Source organism: Colwellia maritima (assembly GCF_022669015.1).
GTDB lineage: Bacteria > Pseudomonadota > Gammaproteobacteria > Enterobacterales > Alteromonadaceae > Colwellia > Colwellia maritima.
Genome location: NZ_JAKKSL010000007.1, coordinates 135,065 through 153,340, shown reverse-complemented (window position 1 = coordinate 153,340; position 18,276 = coordinate 135,065). Strand labels below are relative to the sequence as shown.

27 protein-coding genes and 1 pseudogene are annotated in these 18,276 nt (G+C 39.1%); 11 read left to right on the top strand and 17 right to left on the bottom strand.

What is annotated here, in order from left to right:
- The first annotated feature begins 45 nt into the window (after window positions 1-45).
- The 10 genes from L3081_RS24965 (at window position 46) to L3081_RS24920 (ending at window position 6,075) form a co-directional block, all read left to right on the top strand.
- A complete protein-coding gene (locus tag L3081_RS24965; protein WP_242289270.1) occupies window positions 46-1,137 on the top strand; it encodes an RNA-guided endonuclease InsQ/TnpB family protein in 1,092 nt (363 codons plus the stop codon).
- A 15-nt stretch (window positions 1,138-1,152) separates the two neighbouring features.
- Complete coding sequence (locus L3081_RS24960; RefSeq protein ID WP_242289268.1) at window positions 1,153-1,320, top strand: hypothetical protein; 168 nt, start codon at window positions 1,153-1,155, stop codon at window positions 1,318-1,320.
- A gap of 632 nt (window positions 1,321-1,952) precedes the next feature.
- A complete protein-coding gene (gene ssb, locus L3081_RS24955) occupies window positions 1,953-2,333 on the top strand; it encodes a single-stranded DNA-binding protein (protein WP_242289266.1) in 381 nt (126 codons plus the stop codon).
- 183 nt (window positions 2,334-2,516) lie between these two features.
- Window positions 2,517-2,804, top strand: coding sequence for a hypothetical protein (locus L3081_RS24950; protein ID WP_242289263.1), 288 nt, complete (start codon window positions 2,517-2,519; stop codon window positions 2,802-2,804).
- 230 nt (window positions 2,805-3,034) lie between these two features.
- Window positions 3,035-3,250, top strand: a complete 216-nt coding sequence (locus tag L3081_RS24945; RefSeq protein ID WP_242289261.1) for a hypothetical protein — start codon at window positions 3,035-3,037, stop codon at window positions 3,248-3,250.
- A gap of 4 nt (window positions 3,251-3,254) precedes the next feature.
- Window positions 3,255-3,536, top strand: coding sequence for a hypothetical protein (locus L3081_RS24940; protein ID WP_242289259.1), 282 nt, complete (start codon window positions 3,255-3,257; stop codon window positions 3,534-3,536).
- 249 nt (window positions 3,537-3,785) lie between these two features.
- A complete protein-coding gene (locus L3081_RS24935) occupies window positions 3,786-5,006 on the top strand; it encodes an RtcB family protein (protein WP_274620751.1) in 1,221 nt (406 codons plus the stop codon).
- Between the two features lie 54 nt (window positions 5,007-5,060).
- Window positions 5,061-5,252, top strand: coding sequence for a hypothetical protein (locus tag L3081_RS24930; protein ID WP_242289257.1), 192 nt, complete (start codon window positions 5,061-5,063; stop codon window positions 5,250-5,252).
- A gap of 99 nt (window positions 5,253-5,351) precedes the next feature.
- Window positions 5,352-5,645 (top strand): hypothetical protein, encoded by a 294-nt coding sequence (locus L3081_RS24925; RefSeq protein WP_242289250.1) that lies wholly within the window; start codon window positions 5,352-5,354, stop codon window positions 5,643-5,645.
- Window positions 5,646-5,763: 118 nt separating this feature from the next.
- Window positions 5,764-6,075 carry a hypothetical protein gene (locus L3081_RS24920; protein ID WP_242289249.1) on the top strand — a complete coding sequence of 104 codons (312 nt, stop codon included), beginning with the start codon at window positions 5,764-5,766 and terminating at the stop codon, window positions 6,073-6,075.
- Window positions 6,076-6,594: 519 nt separating this feature from the next.
- Here L3081_RS24920 and L3081_RS24915 read toward each other — a convergent pair.
- The 5 genes from L3081_RS24915 to traL form a co-directional block, all read right to left on the bottom strand.
- Window positions 6,595-6,918 carry a hypothetical protein gene (locus L3081_RS24915; RefSeq protein ID WP_242289247.1) on the bottom strand — a complete coding sequence of 108 codons (324 nt, stop codon included), beginning with the start codon at window positions 6,916-6,918 and terminating at the stop codon, window positions 6,595-6,597.
- Between the two features lie 163 nt (window positions 6,919-7,081).
- Window positions 7,082-8,287 carry a TraB/TrbI/VirB10 family type IV secretion system protein gene (locus L3081_RS24910; protein WP_242289245.1) on the bottom strand — a complete coding sequence of 402 codons (1,206 nt, stop codon included), beginning with the start codon at window positions 8,285-8,287 and terminating at the stop codon, window positions 7,082-7,084.
- Between the two features lies 1 nt (window position 8,288).
- Window positions 8,289-9,383: a TraK domain-containing protein gene (locus L3081_RS24905; protein ID WP_242289243.1), complete on the bottom strand. Its 1,095-nt coding sequence runs from the start codon at window positions 9,381-9,383 to the stop codon at window positions 8,289-8,291.
- A 93-nt stretch (window positions 9,384-9,476) separates the two neighbouring features.
- A complete protein-coding gene (locus L3081_RS24900) occupies window positions 9,477-10,094 on the bottom strand; it encodes a type IV conjugative transfer system protein TraE (protein ID WP_242289242.1) in 618 nt (205 codons plus the stop codon).
- 36 nt (window positions 10,095-10,130) lie between these two features.
- Window positions 10,131-10,406, bottom strand: a complete 276-nt coding sequence (gene traL / locus L3081_RS24895) for a type IV conjugative transfer system protein TraL (protein ID WP_242289240.1) — start codon at window positions 10,404-10,406, stop codon at window positions 10,131-10,133.
- A 417-nt stretch (window positions 10,407-10,823) separates the two neighbouring features.
- On the opposite strand from traL, the gene L3081_RS24890 reads away from it, so the two are divergent.
- Window positions 10,824-11,009, top strand: coding sequence for a hypothetical protein (locus tag L3081_RS24890; protein WP_242289229.1), 186 nt, complete (start codon window positions 10,824-10,826; stop codon window positions 11,007-11,009).
- 40 nt (window positions 11,010-11,049) lie between these two features.
- On the opposite strand, the gene L3081_RS24885 is transcribed toward L3081_RS24890, so the two are convergent.
- From L3081_RS24885 to L3081_RS24840, 12 genes and pseudogenes are all read right to left on the bottom strand, one after another.
- Window positions 11,050-11,883, bottom strand: a complete 834-nt coding sequence (locus tag L3081_RS24885; protein ID WP_274620750.1) for a Dam family site-specific DNA-(adenine-N6)-methyltransferase — start codon at window positions 11,881-11,883, stop codon at window positions 11,050-11,052.
- 134 nt (window positions 11,884-12,017) lie between these two features.
- On the bottom strand, window positions 12,018-12,338 hold the full coding sequence (locus L3081_RS24880) for a hypothetical protein (protein ID WP_242289225.1): 321 nt from the start codon (window positions 12,336-12,338) through the stop codon (window positions 12,018-12,020).
- Window positions 12,339-12,522: 184 nt separating this feature from the next.
- Window positions 12,523-12,750, bottom strand: a pseudogene (locus tag L3081_RS27585) (hypothetical protein); the annotation flags it as partial.
- A gap of 46 nt (window positions 12,751-12,796) precedes the next feature.
- A complete protein-coding gene (locus L3081_RS27580; RefSeq protein ID WP_274620749.1) occupies window positions 12,797-13,513 on the bottom strand; it encodes a S49 family peptidase in 717 nt (238 codons plus the stop codon).
- A gap of 26 nt (window positions 13,514-13,539) precedes the next feature.
- The gene (locus L3081_RS24870) at window positions 13,540-13,938 is read right to left on the bottom strand and encodes a hypothetical protein (RefSeq protein WP_242289223.1); all 399 of its coding nucleotides are present in this window, start codon (window positions 13,936-13,938) and stop codon (window positions 13,540-13,542) included.
- Window positions 13,939-14,030: 92 nt separating this feature from the next.
- Window positions 14,031-14,180, bottom strand: coding sequence for a hypothetical protein (locus L3081_RS24865; RefSeq protein WP_242289221.1), 150 nt, complete (start codon window positions 14,178-14,180; stop codon window positions 14,031-14,033).
- Window position 14,181: 1 nt separating this feature from the next.
- Window positions 14,182-14,787: a hypothetical protein gene (locus tag L3081_RS24860; RefSeq protein ID WP_242289219.1), complete on the bottom strand. Its 606-nt coding sequence runs from the start codon at window positions 14,785-14,787 to the stop codon at window positions 14,182-14,184.
- Between the two features lie 63 nt (window positions 14,788-14,850).
- Window positions 14,851-16,254 (bottom strand): conjugative transfer system coupling protein TraD, encoded by a 1,404-nt coding sequence (traD, locus tag L3081_RS24855; protein ID WP_242289209.1) that lies wholly within the window; start codon window positions 16,252-16,254, stop codon window positions 14,851-14,853.
- A complete protein-coding gene (locus L3081_RS24850) occupies window positions 16,193-16,699 on the bottom strand; it encodes a hypothetical protein (RefSeq protein ID WP_242289207.1) in 507 nt (168 codons plus the stop codon). Before L3081_RS24850 ends, traD begins: the two co-directional genes overlap by 62 nt.
- Complete coding sequence (locus tag L3081_RS24845) at window positions 16,686-17,435, bottom strand: hypothetical protein (RefSeq protein WP_242289205.1); 750 nt, start codon at window positions 17,433-17,435, stop codon at window positions 16,686-16,688. The genes L3081_RS24850 and L3081_RS24845 overlap by 14 nt, the downstream gene beginning before the upstream one ends.
- A gap of 234 nt (window positions 17,436-17,669) precedes the next feature.
- Window positions 17,670-17,798, bottom strand: coding sequence for a hypothetical protein (locus L3081_RS27575; protein WP_274620748.1), 129 nt, complete (start codon window positions 17,796-17,798; stop codon window positions 17,670-17,672).
- Between the two features lie 73 nt (window positions 17,799-17,871).
- Window positions 17,872-18,273 (bottom strand): hypothetical protein, encoded by a 402-nt coding sequence (locus L3081_RS24840; RefSeq protein WP_242289203.1) that lies wholly within the window; start codon window positions 18,271-18,273, stop codon window positions 17,872-17,874.
- Window positions 18,274-18,276 lie beyond the last annotated feature (3 nt).

Here is an 18,276-nt window from a genome sequence, read left to right as displayed (position 1 = left end):
CTGTATAAATTCACATGGGAACTGTTTTATGTTACTCTAATTACTATGAAAAACACCATCCACACTAAAACATTGAAATTGCGAGTACGCGATAAGCATATAAAAATGCTTAATGCGATGGCTTATGCTGTCAATCAAGTGTGGAATTATTGCAACGAGATTGCCTATAGAAGCATCAGAGAGCGCCAAAAATGGCTATCTGGTTACGATCTACAAAACTACACAAAAGGTGCAAATAAAGAGCTTGGACTTAATTCTGCAACCGTTCAAATGGTCGGGCATGAATACGTTATAAGGCGCAAGCAATTTAAAAAATCTCGCCTTGAATGGCGTAAATCTGGCGGCTCTAAGCGCTCACTAGGTCGGGTTCCTGTTAGAAAAGATTGCATTAGCTTCAAGAAAGGTTGTGTTTACCATAACCGACATTATTTCAAAATATGGGATAGCTACGGGTTAGATGATTACACGTTCAAAAGTGGCTCATTCAATGAGGACGCTAGCGGTCGCCGGTATTTCAATATTGTGGTTGAAGTTGAAACTAAACAAGGTACTGGCACAGCCAGTGTCGGCATAGATTTGGGTTGCAAAGAAACGGCAACGGACAGCACAGGTCACAAAATCAAAGGCCGTGAGTACCGCAAGCTTGAAGCAAAACTAGCCACTGCTCAACGCGCCAAGAACAAACAGCGCATCAAAGCTATTCATGCAAAAATTAAAAACCGCAGGGCTGATACCTTGCACAAATACAGCCGTAAACTCGTGAATGAAAATGCGGCAATTTTCGTTGGTAACGTTAGTAGCCAAAAACTGGTTAAAACTAAAATGGCAAAGTCTGTTTTAGACGGTGGCCGGTCTACATTAAAAACACTATTGGAATATAAATGCGCTCACGCAGGTATTGTTTTTGAAGAAGTTAACGAATCGTACACCACCGTAACCTGTAGTTGCTGTAAAAAGCGCACTGGCCCTCGTGGTCAGGAAGGATTACGAATAAGAGAATGGACTTGCGAGTGCGGTGTCACTCATGATCGTGATATAAACGCGGCCATCAATATAAAACATATTGGCAATAACATTCTCGCGGTCGGGCATGGCCGTCTAGCAGTAGGAATCCCCCACTATAATCAGCTTGCCTGATTTAGTGGAGGGAGGATGTCAATTGCCCAAGGATTAGGAAATAGCCATCTTGGTTTCAATAGTCAGTATGCTAGACAGTTTAGAGAGCTTCTTGGATGTAAAATCGCATGGCGAGAAGATTGGCAAATGTTTGCTGTTAAATTCAATGAAGGTGTAGGCTTGGTTATGCCTATGAAATTGTGAGGTAAGGTAAAAAAACATGAATTGGAATTATAGTTTTTTGTTTGGTGTTATTCTTCAAGCTATTTTGGTTTTGGTGTGATTGTCTGTGCGTTTATGATCACTGACGGTTATTATCGAATGCGTGACGGGGTTCTTGTGCCTCAAATGATTAACAAAAAAGGTGGAGGTGATAAAAATGCTTGATATACCGGCATTAACGATAGGCAATAACCATATTGTTGCTAATAATATAGAGTCATAATTTTATAACGACAAATTGAATTTTACCCAAATAAAAATAATATCTGGCGATATTTTCACAGGAGAAGGAAACTTAATTGCGGCCATTGAGCTGCTACTATTGATTTCTATCAGGCATAAGTACAAAGAATACAAAAGCGACAACACAACGACATGAATCCACCTAAACAAGTACTGATCTTTTTTCACATCCGCAAAAGAAAGCACGGCGTTTATTAATTTTACATAGCCATTGTAAATCTCTGTTATCAGTCACCCAAATCGATTCGACCCTTGTAAACATAGGTAACTACACTGGGCTATTTAAGCCGCTTTGTAGCCGGATTTTAATTGTCTGCGACCATATAACCACTTAAAAACATTTCATTAAACAAAGAAGGTTATATATCATTATGCGCGGATTATTTGAGATTACAGCAATAGGCCATTTGGGGTCAGATCCCACAATGAGTAAAATGCCTTCGGGTGATCTAGTGGCCAACTTTAGCATTGCAATTACTGAATGCTATAAGGATGGCAATGGCGATCACCAAGATCGCACTGAATGGTTTAAATGCCATGCTATTGGTGAGATTGCTAAGGTTGTTCAACGATTATGCCAAAAAGGTACACAGGTGCATTTAAAGGCTGCTTACAAAGGAACAAAGTGGGTAAGTAGAAATAAAGTTCATCATCTTGGTTTTGAATTACGCATTCAAAATATCATCGTATTAAACAATGGTAAGTGCAAAAAAGAGTGTGTTAACCCGGCAAAAGACGGCTTAGACAATTAACCTAAACATTTCATTGCCTCGCGTGTCCCCTCCTGCTTCGCACCTACAAGTTGAACGGTAGGTTTTGCCTCCAGGACTCGTTTTTATAATCACTTTTAAGGTCAATGAGTGTTAATGGAAAAGCGTTTTAGAGATAACGCCTTGATTAACATCTATCACCTTAAAAACAACTGAGATAAAACTATGATTTCACTACCTAACATTAAGAAACCTTGCGCAGACTGCCCTTTTCGCAAAGACACACAAAAGGGTTGGCTAGGCGCAAGTCGTATGACTGAGATAGTTGAACAACCTTCTTTTGTCTGCCATAAAAAACAGCACTTACAATGCGCGGGTCACATGCTGATTAACGGCGTTGACAATCAATTTGTTCAACTGGCCAAGAGGTTGTCCATTAAGCTGTCTTTGACAGGAAGAGAATTAGTGTTTGAGACAAAAGAGGCGTGTGTTTCACACCATAGTGAAAAATAACTTCTAAACAAAGATTAGAGGCGCAAAAAAACACGCTCCACCAAATCACTCGCTGTTATTGTATGTAATAATTTTGTCATTGTCGTGTGTTCCTAACCTTTGCCGAACCCCTAATGGGTCGGCTTTTTTTTGCGTGAAATAAAGTGCATACCCTACCAACCACTGAAAAGTGGCGAGATATTTAATATGCCTGATAATAAGTTTAACTTAACGCGGTGTAGAGAAAAGCAATGAACGATTACTTGTGGGAAACAGAAGAAGAATTGTCAACAAATGATTTCACCATGCTTGACTATCTTGACTACCACATGGATGAATCATGGACAGTATTATTTCTCGATGGCTCTTATGCTGAAGTGAAAACCGATACCGGCTTAACACTTTCCCTTCATGCAAGCGGTAACGGTGACTTTAAAAGTCATAAAATTGAATTTAAGGAGCTTTAACGCCATGAACAATTTTAATGAAATATGCCCTAAGTGCCAAGGCGAGATGATGCCTTTCGATATCACTTGTGATGATTGCTATGAGTTTACCGTCGAGGTATTCCCTCACAGTGAACGTAAAGTTAAAGATATCTTAACAGTACTAAGCGTTAAGTTTAAAGCCTTTACCGAAAAAGGCGACGACTCTAAGTGGTCGCTTGATAGGATGCTGTTATTGATTGAGGTACCAAGAAAAGACGAAGAAACAATTAGGCAGTTGTTGATTGAGGAATTGTCAACATGTTAATAAAGCCACAGATAGTTTTATTGCCTTTGATGGCCGTTTTTGAATTATTCTTACTGTTGTTGTGTCTTTTCATATCCTTTATCAATACAAGGTTGTCACTAGCATTACACAAATGGGCTGAAAAGCTCCCTAAGATTGATTGGTATATATAATTATTTTAAGTAGGAAAATCATTGGTAGACAGCATAACCAGACTTGCGTGATCAATGCTTTGTAATATTATAAAACAACTAAAAATGTAGGAGGCAAATGAAAATGTTTAATTTTGAAGAGACAAAAGGCTCACCTATTAAGCACTGGACAAAAGGAGTGTTGCTTGACGAAAAAGCACGTATGCAATTACATAATATAGCATCTTTGCCGTTCATCCATAAGCACGTAGCGGCAATGCCTGATGTGCATTGGGGAATGGGAGCAACTATTGGATCGGTTATAGCTACTAAAGGAGCGATTGTTCCTGCGGCTGTAGGTGTTGATATAGGTTGTGGAATGATGGCCTATCAAACATCTCTGACGGCTAAAGATCTTCCTGATAACTTACATGCCCTACGTTGTGATATTGAATCTTTAATCCCTCATGGTCGTACTGATAATGGGGGAAGAAATGACAGGGGCGCATTTTCTCAATTAAACGCTAATAACGAGGCTCGATGGAAATCACTTGAACCGAGATATAGCGAAATAATTGCTAAGCATCCAAAGGCAAAAGCTTTTAACACTTATCAGCATTTAGGTACATTAGGTACGGGTAATCATTTTATAGAAATTTGCTTGGATGAGCACGATACCGTTTGGGTTATGCTTCATTCGGGTTCTCGTGGTGTTGGCAATAAAATTGGAATGTATTTTATTGAAAAAGCCAAACTGGAAATGGAAAAATACTTTATTGGTGATTACTTGGCAGATAAGGATTTGTCATATTTAGTCGAAAACACAGAAGTATTTGATGATTATGTAGGTGCTGTTGAGTGGGCGCAAGAGTTTGCCTTGCAAAATAGAGAGTCAATGATGGAATCTGTTTTACTTGCTTTAAATAAGCATACCAAGGCGTTTACCATCACTGATATGGCTGTTAATTGTCACCATAACTATATATCTAAAGAGAATCACTTTAAATCTAATGTATGGGTGACTCGCAAAGGCGCTGTACGAGCAAGAAAAGATGAGCTTGGTATTATCCCTGGTTCTATGGGGACAGGTTCTTTTATTGTTAAAGGTCTTGGAAACGAACAATCTTTTTGTAGCTGTTCGCATGGTCTTGGTCGTGTAATGTCTAGAGGACAAGCTAAAAAGGAAATATCTTTAGAGCAACATGCGCATGCAATGAATGGTATTGAGGCTCGATTAGATGCAGAGGTCTTAGATGAAAGTCCGGCGGCCTATAAAGATATTGGTGCGGTAATGGATGCACAATCCGATCTTGTTGAGGTTCTTTTTAGACTTCGACAAGTGGTTAACGTTAAAGGTTAATTGTTAAGGGTGAATTTCATTTTTCACCCTTAATCTTTATATAGGAAATTTTTAATGTATTCATATGGAGAGATAGGGTACGAGCATGAAGATGATGACTTTGATTCATTGTGTGATGCTCTCGATGCGGCAATTTGCCATTCTTGTAATATGGGAACTAACCCTATCGGTGTTTGGGATAAACATGAAAACTTGATACTTGTTGTGATCGAAGGTGATGTTTTTGAGCGTCAAATTAAGAAATAACTAAACTAATGTAGGAGATTTGCGTGGTTTGATGCGCGTATTTTTAAGTGTAGTAACATGGATTTCAAGTTAAATAATTAAGTAGTTGAGTGCAGCAAAATGCAGTTATTCGCAACAGACAAAAAAGTATTATTAAAAGCAATAAACAACAAAGGTTTCACTTATTGTAAGGTTTATGCCAACTCTTTAGAGAAAAAACGTGAGTTTAATAGCGCGGTAAAGTTAGTTAAGTTAGGGCTGGTTGTTGGTACTGTTTCTTACGAACATTCAAACGGTTATCAATCGCAAGCATTTGGTAGGCTTTGGGTTTGTGGTAAGTCGTGGAATAACTTTGTAGGCTCTCTAACTGCAAGTGGTGTTGATATGGCTAATCAACTTAATAGCGAAATCTAAATATAGGAAACTTTAGTGTTCAAGTCTAACGCTGTAAATGCCTGACCTCCCTTTTATTGCACGATTAGTATTGGGTGTTACAGTAAATCAAGTTAAAAATTTAATAAGGATAATTTCAATGTCACAAATACACGAATTAAACATGACTCCAAAACAGGCTTATTTTAGAGAGCGTGAAATCGAGATGAAATTTAGTAAGTTAGAGCACAAACTTAAAAATGCTGATTTTACTGTGTTAAGTCCGATGATTCGAGCGTTGGAAAACGATGCTATACAGATATTCGAAGGATGGGGGGAACGCTTGTTTTTCTTCTTAAAAGGCATACAGGCGGCAAAGTTAATTTCTGATGTGGAATTTGAAGAATGTGCAGGTATTTTTGAAGAGTATTTACCTCAGCGCTTCATTAAATACACCCAAAGCAACATATAGGTAATTAAAAGAGCATTAATTATAAAAGAACGTTTCGTGACCAAGAAAAACAAAAGATGATCAACTATGGCGACTTAGCTTGCATTCACACCAAGATAACGTTTTGCGATAGGCGGGTTGATAGCTATAACCGGTATACCAAAGAATTCAACAGGGCCACTGATCGCGCTTCTCAAGAATTCATGTTAGATCAGCGCCACAGTTTCTATATGTCATGCTGCGCTATTCTAAACGATCAAAAAGACAAAGAAACACATCCGAAGAAAGCTGCTTAACACTATTCCTAACAACCGAGATAACTCTCCCTTTGCCACTTAGAAATAAGTGGCTTTTATACCTAAAACTCAGGCATAAAAAACCCAGTACATTGCTATACTAGGTTTTTCACTGTCAGAGAATTATTTTAAATTAAGTAAATCGTCTATTTTTTTCTTACCTTCAGCTAGCGCACCTTCCATTTTGGCGCGGATATCATCACCAAGATTAATTCCTGCCTTTTCTGCTGCTTCAAACAATTTTTCACTTGGTATTTGTGAATACATAACGTGGGTGATACGATAACACGCTCTGACTATCAAGAACCAAGTACCCTTCTTTAACCGGCAGTGCATTTAATGTTTGGGTATATAACAACACATCAATAGGTTCAACGTCTTGGCTAGTTAAATTTTTAACAATCAAATCCATATTCACCACCATAATTTTTGGTGCTGCAGGAACACTCTTGGCGTAGCTCTCGATAGCATTGTCAATTATTGTGTTTGTGATTGTCATATTAATGCCTATGATTACAGCTACAAATACTAAGCCTGCGATTAAGCTTTCAGTTATATTTATCTTCATTATTCTGTCCTCATGTCTTTATCGCCGTCTAATTGCATAGTCATTCCCTTTTGAACAATAAAGTCAATCTGTACTCCTGGTAATAGTTCAACAACAGGCCATGTGCTTTCAGCCATTTGCAAGTAGTAATCTGCTATCTTGTTTGCCGCTGAGGATGCCCCGTTTAAAATACCTGCGCCGGATATGTATCTAAATTTTGAGATTCCCATAACGTTGACGCTTGCGGATTCGTATTAAGTGACTGTACTTGTTTAGGTGCAGCCGACTCAGCAAAGCCACCGATAAAACCGGCGATCATTGAGTTAGCAATCATGTCGTTGCTTTTAAAGACAACCTCGCCTTTGATGCCGACCATACCGTCAACGCTTGATACTGCGTACGCTGTAATGTTTTTTTCAATGGCTTGCCCGCTTTCTGTGATACAGCTAATTGCTTCAGCACGAATGTAAACACGTTCATCACTTAAACTGCCTTTGGCTGAACCAAGCATGTGACATTCACGAATATCTAACGTAAAGTGATTTGGCATCACCGCTTCTTTTTTAACTCGCATTAAAACTGGAATTGGTTCATTAGCACTATTAACACCAGTAGGAGCAGCAACACCATTTAGTGCGGTTCCACTTACAATAGAACCCATCGTCAATGTGTATGAAGCACTTTGCTCTGATTGCGTTGTTTCTTTGCGGTTAGTTTGCTTGGTTTTTTGTCCTGAACGTTCAACACGTTGAGAATTTGCACTTAAACTTGTGTTCGTTATCTCGCGTTCTTCTACGACACCTGAGCGCTTCACTTCACGTACTGTACGTTGAGTAATGGTACGAATAATATTGTCTTTATACTTTGGTGGCGCGCCAGTAACAATTTCAGTTTGAGGGCGACGTACTAGACCAGGGTGGCTATCAACCAAATTCACTGGCTGACTTTCACCATCAACATAACCTTGGCGCTGTTGCGGTTGAGTGTTCTTGGCTATGTCATTCGCATTTTTCACATTTCGACCACCACCTTTTGCCATTGCTTTCATCATATTGTTCATTTCAAACGTACTTGATTGCAATGCTTGTAGTTGCTTTTTAACTTCCTCTAACTCTTTCGCTTGCGCTTTTTCACGTATCGATAAATCTTGTTCTTTTTGATAGTACTGTTGTTGTAGCTCATTGATAATATCATCTACTTCTTGTGTTTGAATGTTTGAAGCGGCGTTTGTAACACCAAAGATTGACTCTGGTGCTTGTTGCCCCTGACGACGTTCAGTTGGTGAAGAGTCAGATGCTAATCCACTTGCAATAAAGTACATTACACACAAACCACACGCAGCCATTACAGCTATACGTACATTTTTATTTTTCCATATATTATCTGACATCTTAATTACTCTCTGTAGTTAAACGAGGACGGCGGTGTTCGCGCTTTCTTTCTTGTGTATAATGTCGATTACGTAAAATGTACATTTCCGTTTCGTCACCTGGCTCAAGATAGCTCTTTGAAAACAAAGCGACGGCAATGACGTCATTAGATAAACACATCTCTTCACGCACCTGGTAAACCCTGTTGGTGTCATTCTTTAACAATACAACATCGATTACTTCTTTCCCGCCAGTTAATCGTTGTCCTGCATATTGGTAAATAGGAGTTTGACACGGTTTTACTAACCAATTAGGTGTGTCATTTGTTAATGAGAAACCACGAGGTAAATCACCACGTGCAACAGGCTTTAACAGCTCAACAATGCGTTTGTTGTGCTCTGAGCTATAAGAGTCAGCCACTTCCAATGCCACTTCATCTTCTTTTTCACGCTGAATTTTGTCTAAGTACGCTTGTGCATCAGCCTTCATTTTTCTCGTCAAATCAATTGTTAAATCAACAATAACAGGTGGCGCAGCAATAGGGATAAGTGTCACAGATACTTGAGAGCTTAATACGCCTTCTTCATACATAATTAATCCAACGGGTTCGTTAGAGTTCAATGTCGCATAAATATAACCATCAACCACTTCCAGAATTGCATTTTTATCAGATGTGCGTACAGCAACCATATTGAAATTTGTCGCAATACTATTCATTAACCCTTGCCCCACCGGGACTAAAATATTGTCAAATGGTTTCAATGTATATTCTTGTGTAGGTTTATAGTTTTTCTTCGCTTTCGCTATAATGGGGTTTTCTCGAACAGGTGCGGCCATGACAGAGTTGTACTGTTCAAGAATTGCCGCAGCGTCCGGGTTATCCATACGTTGCAGTCGGTTTTGTGTTGCTTGCGCACCTGCATTGTTGTTCTGTTTTAGTGCAGGCACCTGATCAGTACCACTCAATTCAGCTAAAAGCGCATCAGCTTGAGAATCACTTATTCTTCCACTGTTTACGGGTTCGATAGGTAATAATTGCTCTTGTGCTTGCACTCCGGCTACCGCCATTATCGTTGCAGCAATTAACGTGTACTTCTTAATATGACTATTCAACATTAGTTGCCTCTGTTTTTTGTGTTGTTGGTGCAGCAGTTGGAGCCGCATTAGTGTAAGTTGCATTCTCAGGTTTTGTTGTACGTATTACTTCATCTAACTCTTCTGACAAGTAAGGATTAACTGGCACGACATATTTAGAATCTTTTTTCTTCGGCTGCCCATCGTAGCCGGAAAGTAAGTGATACGCGGGTAGCCATTAATAGGCTCGATACGAAATTCATACGTATAACGACGTGAATCTTTATCGCCACTACGATTGGTTAATATCTTGCGACCCCATACCCACACTACGTCGTTTTTTTGGCTAAACATCATATCTTCAACAATGAATGTTTGTGATGCTTTACGTACTTTCAATAATTGTGCTTCACGCTTTAGCGTTAACGATGTTTGACTACGTAACTGTGGCGACATCAGCTTTAATACTTCGTCAGTCACAAATTCAACATTACGTGAATCAATGTTACCCATCATCAATGCAATAGAAAGTGCAAACTGTTGCTGATACTCTTGATTTCCCGCACCGTTTTTAATATGCAACGCTTTTGTGTAACTTGGTGGCGTGACAATGTATTCTGAGCTTTTAAATATCAGCGCTAACAACAAAACAGCAACAACGAACGATAAGACAGTGATAGTAATCACCATGTACTTTCGGGTATTGAGCATATCGGTGTATGCCATGCCGACTAAACTATTTTCTTTTTTCATCTTCTTTCCTACTAATAAAATTTGCGTTTGTACGGATCAGGCACACTTCTTGTTTCCTTTAAAAGCCCAAGCGCTCAAACCGTTATACCACCAGTAATGCAACAAATAGCCTCTAGGATATTTTGACTCGATAAAACGAATGAGGTAGAACCAAATCATTCCAATAAGTACCAAAAGAATAGGGTTACCAAAAACCAAACCTAAACCCAACATCATTAGCGGTGGAAGTATGTGGTGCATGGGCCAAAGTATTAATGTTAGGGGTTCATTGATTCGTTTTGGATTTCTGTATTCGTTAGGGTTTTCATCCATTGGTAAGCCTTATAAAAGATATTTGTCAGTGAAAGTATTAGACAGGAAAAAATAGAGGGGCAGTGTTCTTAGAGAGGCTTTATTTCGCTCTCTAACAAATCACCTTATAATCAAGCTATAATAAATTGTGTTCTAATTTTTGCGAGCTAGATTTAGATAAAATACGCCATGACTACGGCATCTACCTTGAATAGAACACACCTTAAAAAAACATCCGTATAAGGAAGTTTCCTTAATTTTTTGCACTGTTATATTTTTTTATTTATTTTCGAAAGGGTATTTATTGTCACGCCATGACATTAAATGAGTTGTGTTGATTGTTGATTATTGACACTAACTGTTTTGAAAGCAGCTTTATGGTGGTATGATAAAATATTAGTATAATAACTACTCAATCAATGAAGTGGAGTAAACAATATGTTCTTATTTTTCCTTGTTATCGCAGTTGCTTTTTTATTTATATGCACTGGTAACAGTAAGTCACAAGAGCACTCAACAGACTTTATCGCAGAAGCGTTCGAGGCTGACAAAGAAGATGATCTTAACAGAAGTTTTAGTTTTTTTGATTACCCAGACGACTTATTTGACAATAATACACTCTAAACTGTTTGCACTGCCTAAGCGCAGTGTAAACAGCTTTTTATCAACCAAACCTCGCCAATAATTCGTTTGCTTTAACCCTGCCTTTTGTATTACAACTAATCGAACGATGTACTGTAAACGACGCTAACTCAACTGCATCTTTATATAACGCTCGTGTTACCTCAGTGTCGTGGTTACTTATCACTACACCACCCCCAGTTTTAATCCCGCGACGCTTTGCGAACCCGGTTAAACGTACCTGATCTTTTAAATCAAAACGATTACCCGCGTAACCTGTAAACACTTTCTTTTTCTTGTTTTCCTCTGCATAAGGAGGGTCTAGGTACACTGTATGGCTTTTCAAATGACGAGTAGCTATAAAGGATTGTGCATAATCACGACAATAGAACGTTGCTCGTTTAGCTTTTTGGGCAAACACTTCCATCTCACTTAACGGGGCGTGCACTGCCTTATATGAGCCAAAGGGTACGTTTAATTCACCCTTACCATTGAGGCGCATTAACCCATTATAACCGTGACGATTTAACCATACTAACAATGAAGAACGTAGCATACCAGTAGGGTCGCTTATATCTGTGTGCCGGTTAAATTCTTTTCGGGCTTGATAATAAACATCTGATTCATTGTTGCGCTGTGTGAATGCACTATCAACTAAGTCAATTAATTCACCCGGTCTTTCCTGAAGCGTTTTATATAAACGAATTAAGTGCGGATTAATGTCGCTTAAAATATAACGTTCAAAATCTGTGTTAAGCATAGTCACACCACTGCCCACAAAAAAATCACACAGCACTTTGCCCTGGGGTAACATATCGTTAATCCTGTTCATCAACCTATACTTGCAACCCGGATACTTTAAAAAAGGTCTAAGCATAATTATCCCTATATAATAATAACAATAACAATAACAAATAAACTCAACAGCGCCACAAACTAAAAAATAGTTCGTCAGAAGCAAAAAACCCACGCTACGCATGGGTTTTTTGCTTCTTCAAGGTGGGGGTGGTATTAGATACCAAGACCTAAGAAGAAGTTAATGATGCTTACAGCGTTAGCCATCAACATACAGCCAACAAATGCACCTAAAGCTGCTAAGTAGTTTTGTTTTAATACGTTAACCATCGCAGCACCAAACGCTAAGATAGCAACAATTTTACCCGGTACACCATCCAACCAACCTTCAATCTCTGAATAAATAGGTAAGAACGCTTCACCACCAGAGCCAAGAATAGCCATGTTAATGCCGAACAAGGTAGCAATTGAAATTAGTAATAATGTTTTAACTGTTTTGATGTTTAACGCAGCTTTAATTTTTGGTAGGAAGCTCATGTTTAAATTCTCCAAATGTTTGTTTATGTATAACTCAATCAACCTGATGCTATTTAACCGTAGTTCTAGGTGCTTTAGTTTTGATAGAGGGGGAAATTTTCGCTTCCTAATTTTTAAACGTGTTATTTTGGGCAAAAAAAAAGCCGTATAACGACTTTTTTTTATTGTTTTACAGCACCACTACTTAACTATCTATTTTTACTGCTTGTTTTAGTGTTGCGGTAATTGCATCCGTAAAGGAAGCTGTCATCATTTTACTGAGAGAGAACCCTTCTCTATTATACGTCTTCACTTTTTCTGTATCGTACTTGTCCATCAAGAAGCGCTTAATGTCATGGCTTGTTTTTATTTCGTCCACCAACCCTATGTCCACTCCTTGTTGACCTGTCCAGACCATACCCGAGAATAATTCGCTGTTACTCGTATCAAGCTTATCTTTTCTAGCTTCCTTAACATCATTAACAAATTCTTTGGTAAAGAGGGTCTATTAATGCCGTTTTTACTTTTTCTTCTTGTTGATCACTCCAATTTGAGTAGGGGTCAAGTAATGCTTTATTAACGCCTGATGTCAGTACCCTACGTTCAACACCAATATTTTTCAGAGCATCATCTATAGCATAACCATCAATACGAACACCAATAGAACCAACCAAACTATTTCTGTGAGAGTAAATTTTATCCGCGTTTAATATTGACAATAAGCACGCTGAAGCACACACATCTTCAATGGAAACAATAATCGGTATATCTGGTGTGGCATTCCCTTCATCATCTAATTCGCCGCGACGTGACTTAATATCTTTAATTGCTTCGTTAATTATTTCTCCTTGCACCGGGGAGCCACCGCCGCTATTCGCTGATATAATAACAGCCTTGGTATTTACACCTTTAATCGCATCCTCTAATGCCTTTGCTATCTTGGCACCATTACCCGTTGCGTTGTCAGCGCTAATATTTCCTTTGATCTGAATAAGAGCTATTTCAGGGTCGTTCGACGACACCATATCACCAAATAACCATGTCGATGTCATTCCTATAATACCAACACCCATTAATCCGACTTTCATGGCGTTAGTTGTATTGGCCAAGCGAACATATGTACTCAAATGTCTATCAGCTACAGCGCCTATTTCCATTGATTGTTGTTCCTTGTCTTTCTTCTTAAATAAATTCATAAAACACCCTCCACTAAAATGATTTGTTAAACGATTGAATTAACTTTGATACTGCAAAAGACAGTACTATGATAAATACTGTTTGGGGCGTAATATGTATACTCCCCAAAAATATTCGGTGACACTACAAAAGTGAGGATCATGCCCACGGTGAGCCACAACAATTTTAGCCACAAGCGAACCCGGTTAACCGAAGCCCCACCCAATCGGTACTTCCCTGCTCTCCACTGGTTGTAACCCCAAGCAATCATGGCCACACTAAAGAAAAACAATTCAACAGCCCAATGCTCCATTGCGCTAAATCTATGCATAACCTGAAAGTGCAATACTTGAATATTTGTTACTGCGCGATAATTCCATTTGCCGCTAAATGTATTATTCACCGGACTGTCACTTTCTTTGGGTAAAAACCATTTCTTGATCACGCCATATGCACCGCTGCTATATAAATATTTCTGATGCCTATCTCGCGCTCTCTTATCAATAGATAACCACACACCATCGCTTGCATGAGCTTCTATATACCCGACTCTGTGATTAATTGCTCTTGATAAGTGGCTTCGTCTTTTAGAATTAACATAGTAAAAACATAGAAAACCAAAGAAGCAAAAATAACATTATAAATTTGAAGCCGAGAAATTTTTTTATTTGCTATGACTGTTGACACATTAAAATCCCCCTTCTTTTTTTGTATCAATAAATCCTTCTGGCGGTAATCCCCAGTGCATCATATCTATGCGTGAAAACACTTTATGACTCACAAGTAATGACATCTCCTTTGGTGTTAACGTGGAATCATAACTACCCATCTCAATCTCTACATCATTTAGTTGGCAATCATTTAACCATTCAAAAATACCTTGAGTCACACAATTCCAAATAGCAGCACTATATGGCATTAATCGTTTCTTGGAGCTAACACGATAATTAAAGACTAATGGCAGCAACTCTCTTATTGTCATACAGTATGATTGGTAAGCGACACGAGCACCTTGCTCTTCATAAACCGAGTCCCACGCTGTAAGCGCATCCGATAGAATATAGTCCAAGAGATTTGCTTCACCAAAAGGTAATATATTTCCTACATATTGCGCTAGTCGGTATGCTAATTCTGGTACGCCACCATGGTGCTGTCCCGCCTGCTCAATATGACAAACATTGCTTGTACATATCATCGCCATTGCTTGTCTTTTGGTTAGGTTGGTAATATTCTTTCTGTTGAAGTTAATTTTTATCACATTCTGTTCAGGTTCGTTCGTTTGCACTATATCCATGGGGCAATCTCCCTTGTGTCGTCACTGGTTATGATTGGAAGTCTCATTTTCATCTTTCTGCCGTCAGCCGACCTCGCTACATATTGTAATGTTGGTAACTGACCAAGTAATTCTGCTTTGAAACATATCTTCTCGTTGCTTCATTAACCGCTCACCATGATTTGCACCAAATTCAAAAATTGAAGTACTCGTGTCGCTGCTCGTTGCTGTTTGCACTTGTGATTGTGCTACCGAGCTTTTAGAAAATTGGCTTGCAACATACTCCTGTGTTTTAGGGTCGGTCGTTCGCATACTCATAAAGTTGTTACACAAACCTAAGAACCTGCTTGCGGTTGCCGCGTCTGATTTAGCCTCTAAATCCGCAACAGTTTGAGTGGCCAGTAGCATTTGCATTTTGGCTGCACGGCCTTGCGCTAAGATATTTAACAACGCATCATTGTTCTCCAGTGATGCGTGTACTTCGTCATTTGCTATTGTTACTCTGCGTGAATCACCTACACCATTGTTATAGCGCTCACCCGCTATCGCTGCCATCTCTGCCAACAGCAACCTTGATATAAAACCTGCAGATGTAGAGTCAGTTAATGAATCCAATGACACATAAATACAACCACCTGATTCCATAATGTCTGCCAAATCCACCATTGGCCTTTCATCTTCGTCAACTTCATCGTCAAGCGGTGATAATAAATCATCAAGTGGTGCTGCTGTCAGTGCCGTTAATACAGGGCGTAAACTCACAACCATTTTGGCGTAGTGACCTTCATCATGTAACGCAAATTCAATCATACCTTCAACAACCTTGCTCTTCACTCTGCTACCATTGTTGTAGAACATAGCTATTGCAGTTAAAGGATCAGGGTCTAACTTATCAAGTGCATTGGCATACTTAACCTCCCACTCCTCACCAATCGTGTCAGTGAAATGTTTACGCAAGACTCTCAACGCCGACCCTTTACGATCACTAGCAATAATCTTTTGTATTGATGTTAAACGTATAGGCTCACCCAAAAAATCCAACGCATTGGCTGTGTGATAAATTATCCCGTATGCAAAATCTTGGAATGGCTTACTTGAGCCGCCAGAACCCATTAACGGAGCCACCCTGTCGGCTATCTCTGTAATTCGCGTAAAATTCTTTAACAACGGGATGCGAGCAGATGTGTTTTGTTTAGCCGGATGTAAATGAAAAAATTTATCACCAATCCCTAAGTAATTCATTTCTTCTTTAATTGATTTTTGCCAATCTTCATCGTCCTTTGGGTCAACAACAACTAATACGTTACCTAAATGAAGCGCGTTCAATGACATCAAACGCAACAAGGTCGTTTTACCTGTACCAACATTCCCTGTGATTAAAGTATGCCCATACCAAGCCTCTTCTGAGGTTGTAATCGGCTTGTCTTTACCCATACCATGAATCCAAGGAGCTCCACCGAGCTTTTCTGTCTCTTCGCGCATCATCATTTCTGCTTGGCTTTAAAAAAAACGGCAGCTTAACGTCAGATAGCGTCGAGTCCATATCCATTACTTGATAGGCTCGTTGAGCGTGCTCTGAACCCCAAACAAAACCCTCACCAATATAGGTACGTCTTTTATCTTTCTTTGGCTTTTCATGACGTATTCTTAATTGGTTAATGTCACGTAACTCATTTACATCCATAAAAGTCTTTTTGTTACTCGTTAATCTCAACTGTCTTGATAATAGTGGGTAAGCTTGGCCTGCAAAATAACAGCCGACCGTAGCCATAACACCTGAAATTGCCAATGAAACCCCTAATACACCTGAACCTGAATGCCAGTAACTTAAAAATGGAGTACCTATCGCGCCCCCTACCCAAGTAACCGCTGTATTCAACTCATAGACAGGTCTAAATAAATGCTCTGTATAACTCGGATTAGTTCTTTCCATTACACGCTCTCATTCTTAATTTAATCTCGTTTATTTGCTCGTAAGGAACAAGAAATAATTCCTCATACCTACCTTTACCTACTAACCCCGATGAAACTAATGCTGTACAAATTGTTCTAGCTCGTGTCACATACTTACCTGAATCTTGTATTGCTTTAGCAACTAAGCCGACATCTAACAACAAACCATTCTCTGTTTGAATCAAGCAATCACTCTCTGAACCTGCTTCTATGACAACTGACAATGCATAACCCAAACTGTGTTTTTTGGTCGCTGCACTCGTAAGTATTTTTAATTCATGATCACTTTCATTGGCCTTTGCCGTTACCCATATGTCGTTACTATCACATTCATTGACATCATCTTCTTTTTTACTTTTATCATCTTGAATGGGCGCAGTGGATAACAGAGGGTCTATCTTTTTAACTTCAGCTTCACCTTCGCTTTCAATAACTGCCGCAGACACTAGAACATTCAAACATGGCTCATTTTCATAGATGGTGACTACCTTCAATGGTGCTGATGGATTAGGGATAACAACACCATCATTCTTTGCTTTGGTTGCCGGCTCGGGTGCCGACATACCAAACACTTTTGCACTATCATTAAGGTTGATTAAGTTCATTCCCTTGGGTGGCCTCTTGACAAACACAGCCTGACACCAAAACTCAACAACTTCTGATGGTAACGACTCGACTGCAGTAGTCGGCGATTTTTTAGGTGCATTCTTAAACACAAGTCCTTTATTAGATTTAACTGGATTCTCTTTTGTTTTATCTTCCTTTTTATCTAGTCTTTGGATTCTTTTTTTTGGCCTTAGATTTTGTTTTGTTTTTTACTTTTTTCTCAGCTTCCGTATTGGCATTAAGTGATTTTACATCCGTAGGAAGTGGCTTTTCATGTTCGATAATAACGCCTTGCTTCTGTTGTGTGTCGCTGACTTTAGCTTTAGTTTGTTGAGGGCTTTTATTTACATCCTTTGTGTTTGGCGCCGAAATTCTTGTGTTGTGCCGTCAGTCCTTACTAATATCATTAGCTCATTGTCAGGTAATAACATTACTCCTGGTGCGCAATCTGGTACTGGGTCCGAGCCAAACACAACCCCTCTCCATATCACTTTTACTACTGACTCCCAACCTATTGTCTTTTTACCTGAACGTATTTCTGAAATGTCATTCTCTGTAAAGATTCCGCCAAAGATATTTCACCGACCAACTGCTTTCGCTGTATTTTTCAATCATGTTGTTTTCTACCATGACCTCTAACAGTCCTTGACTTTCACTTGTCACTTGATAGCTGTTTTTTTCTGCTTCTTTTTGGATGATGTCGAAAGCACTGGTATATCTTAGATATATATCATCACCTATTACCCACGCGTGACCGTTAGGCTTGTTGATCAACCAATTTGGCCGGCTCCACTGAATAGCTCTGAATATCATCGCTGCTCTGGATAATTTGCCTGGTCCCATTTTTAAATGCTGAAATACTTTTAGATTTTCGCCTGTGCTCTTATTGTCACCAACGCGAATTGCTTTTCTCAGATAGTCACACTTACTGTCAGTGCCGTTTAACACCTT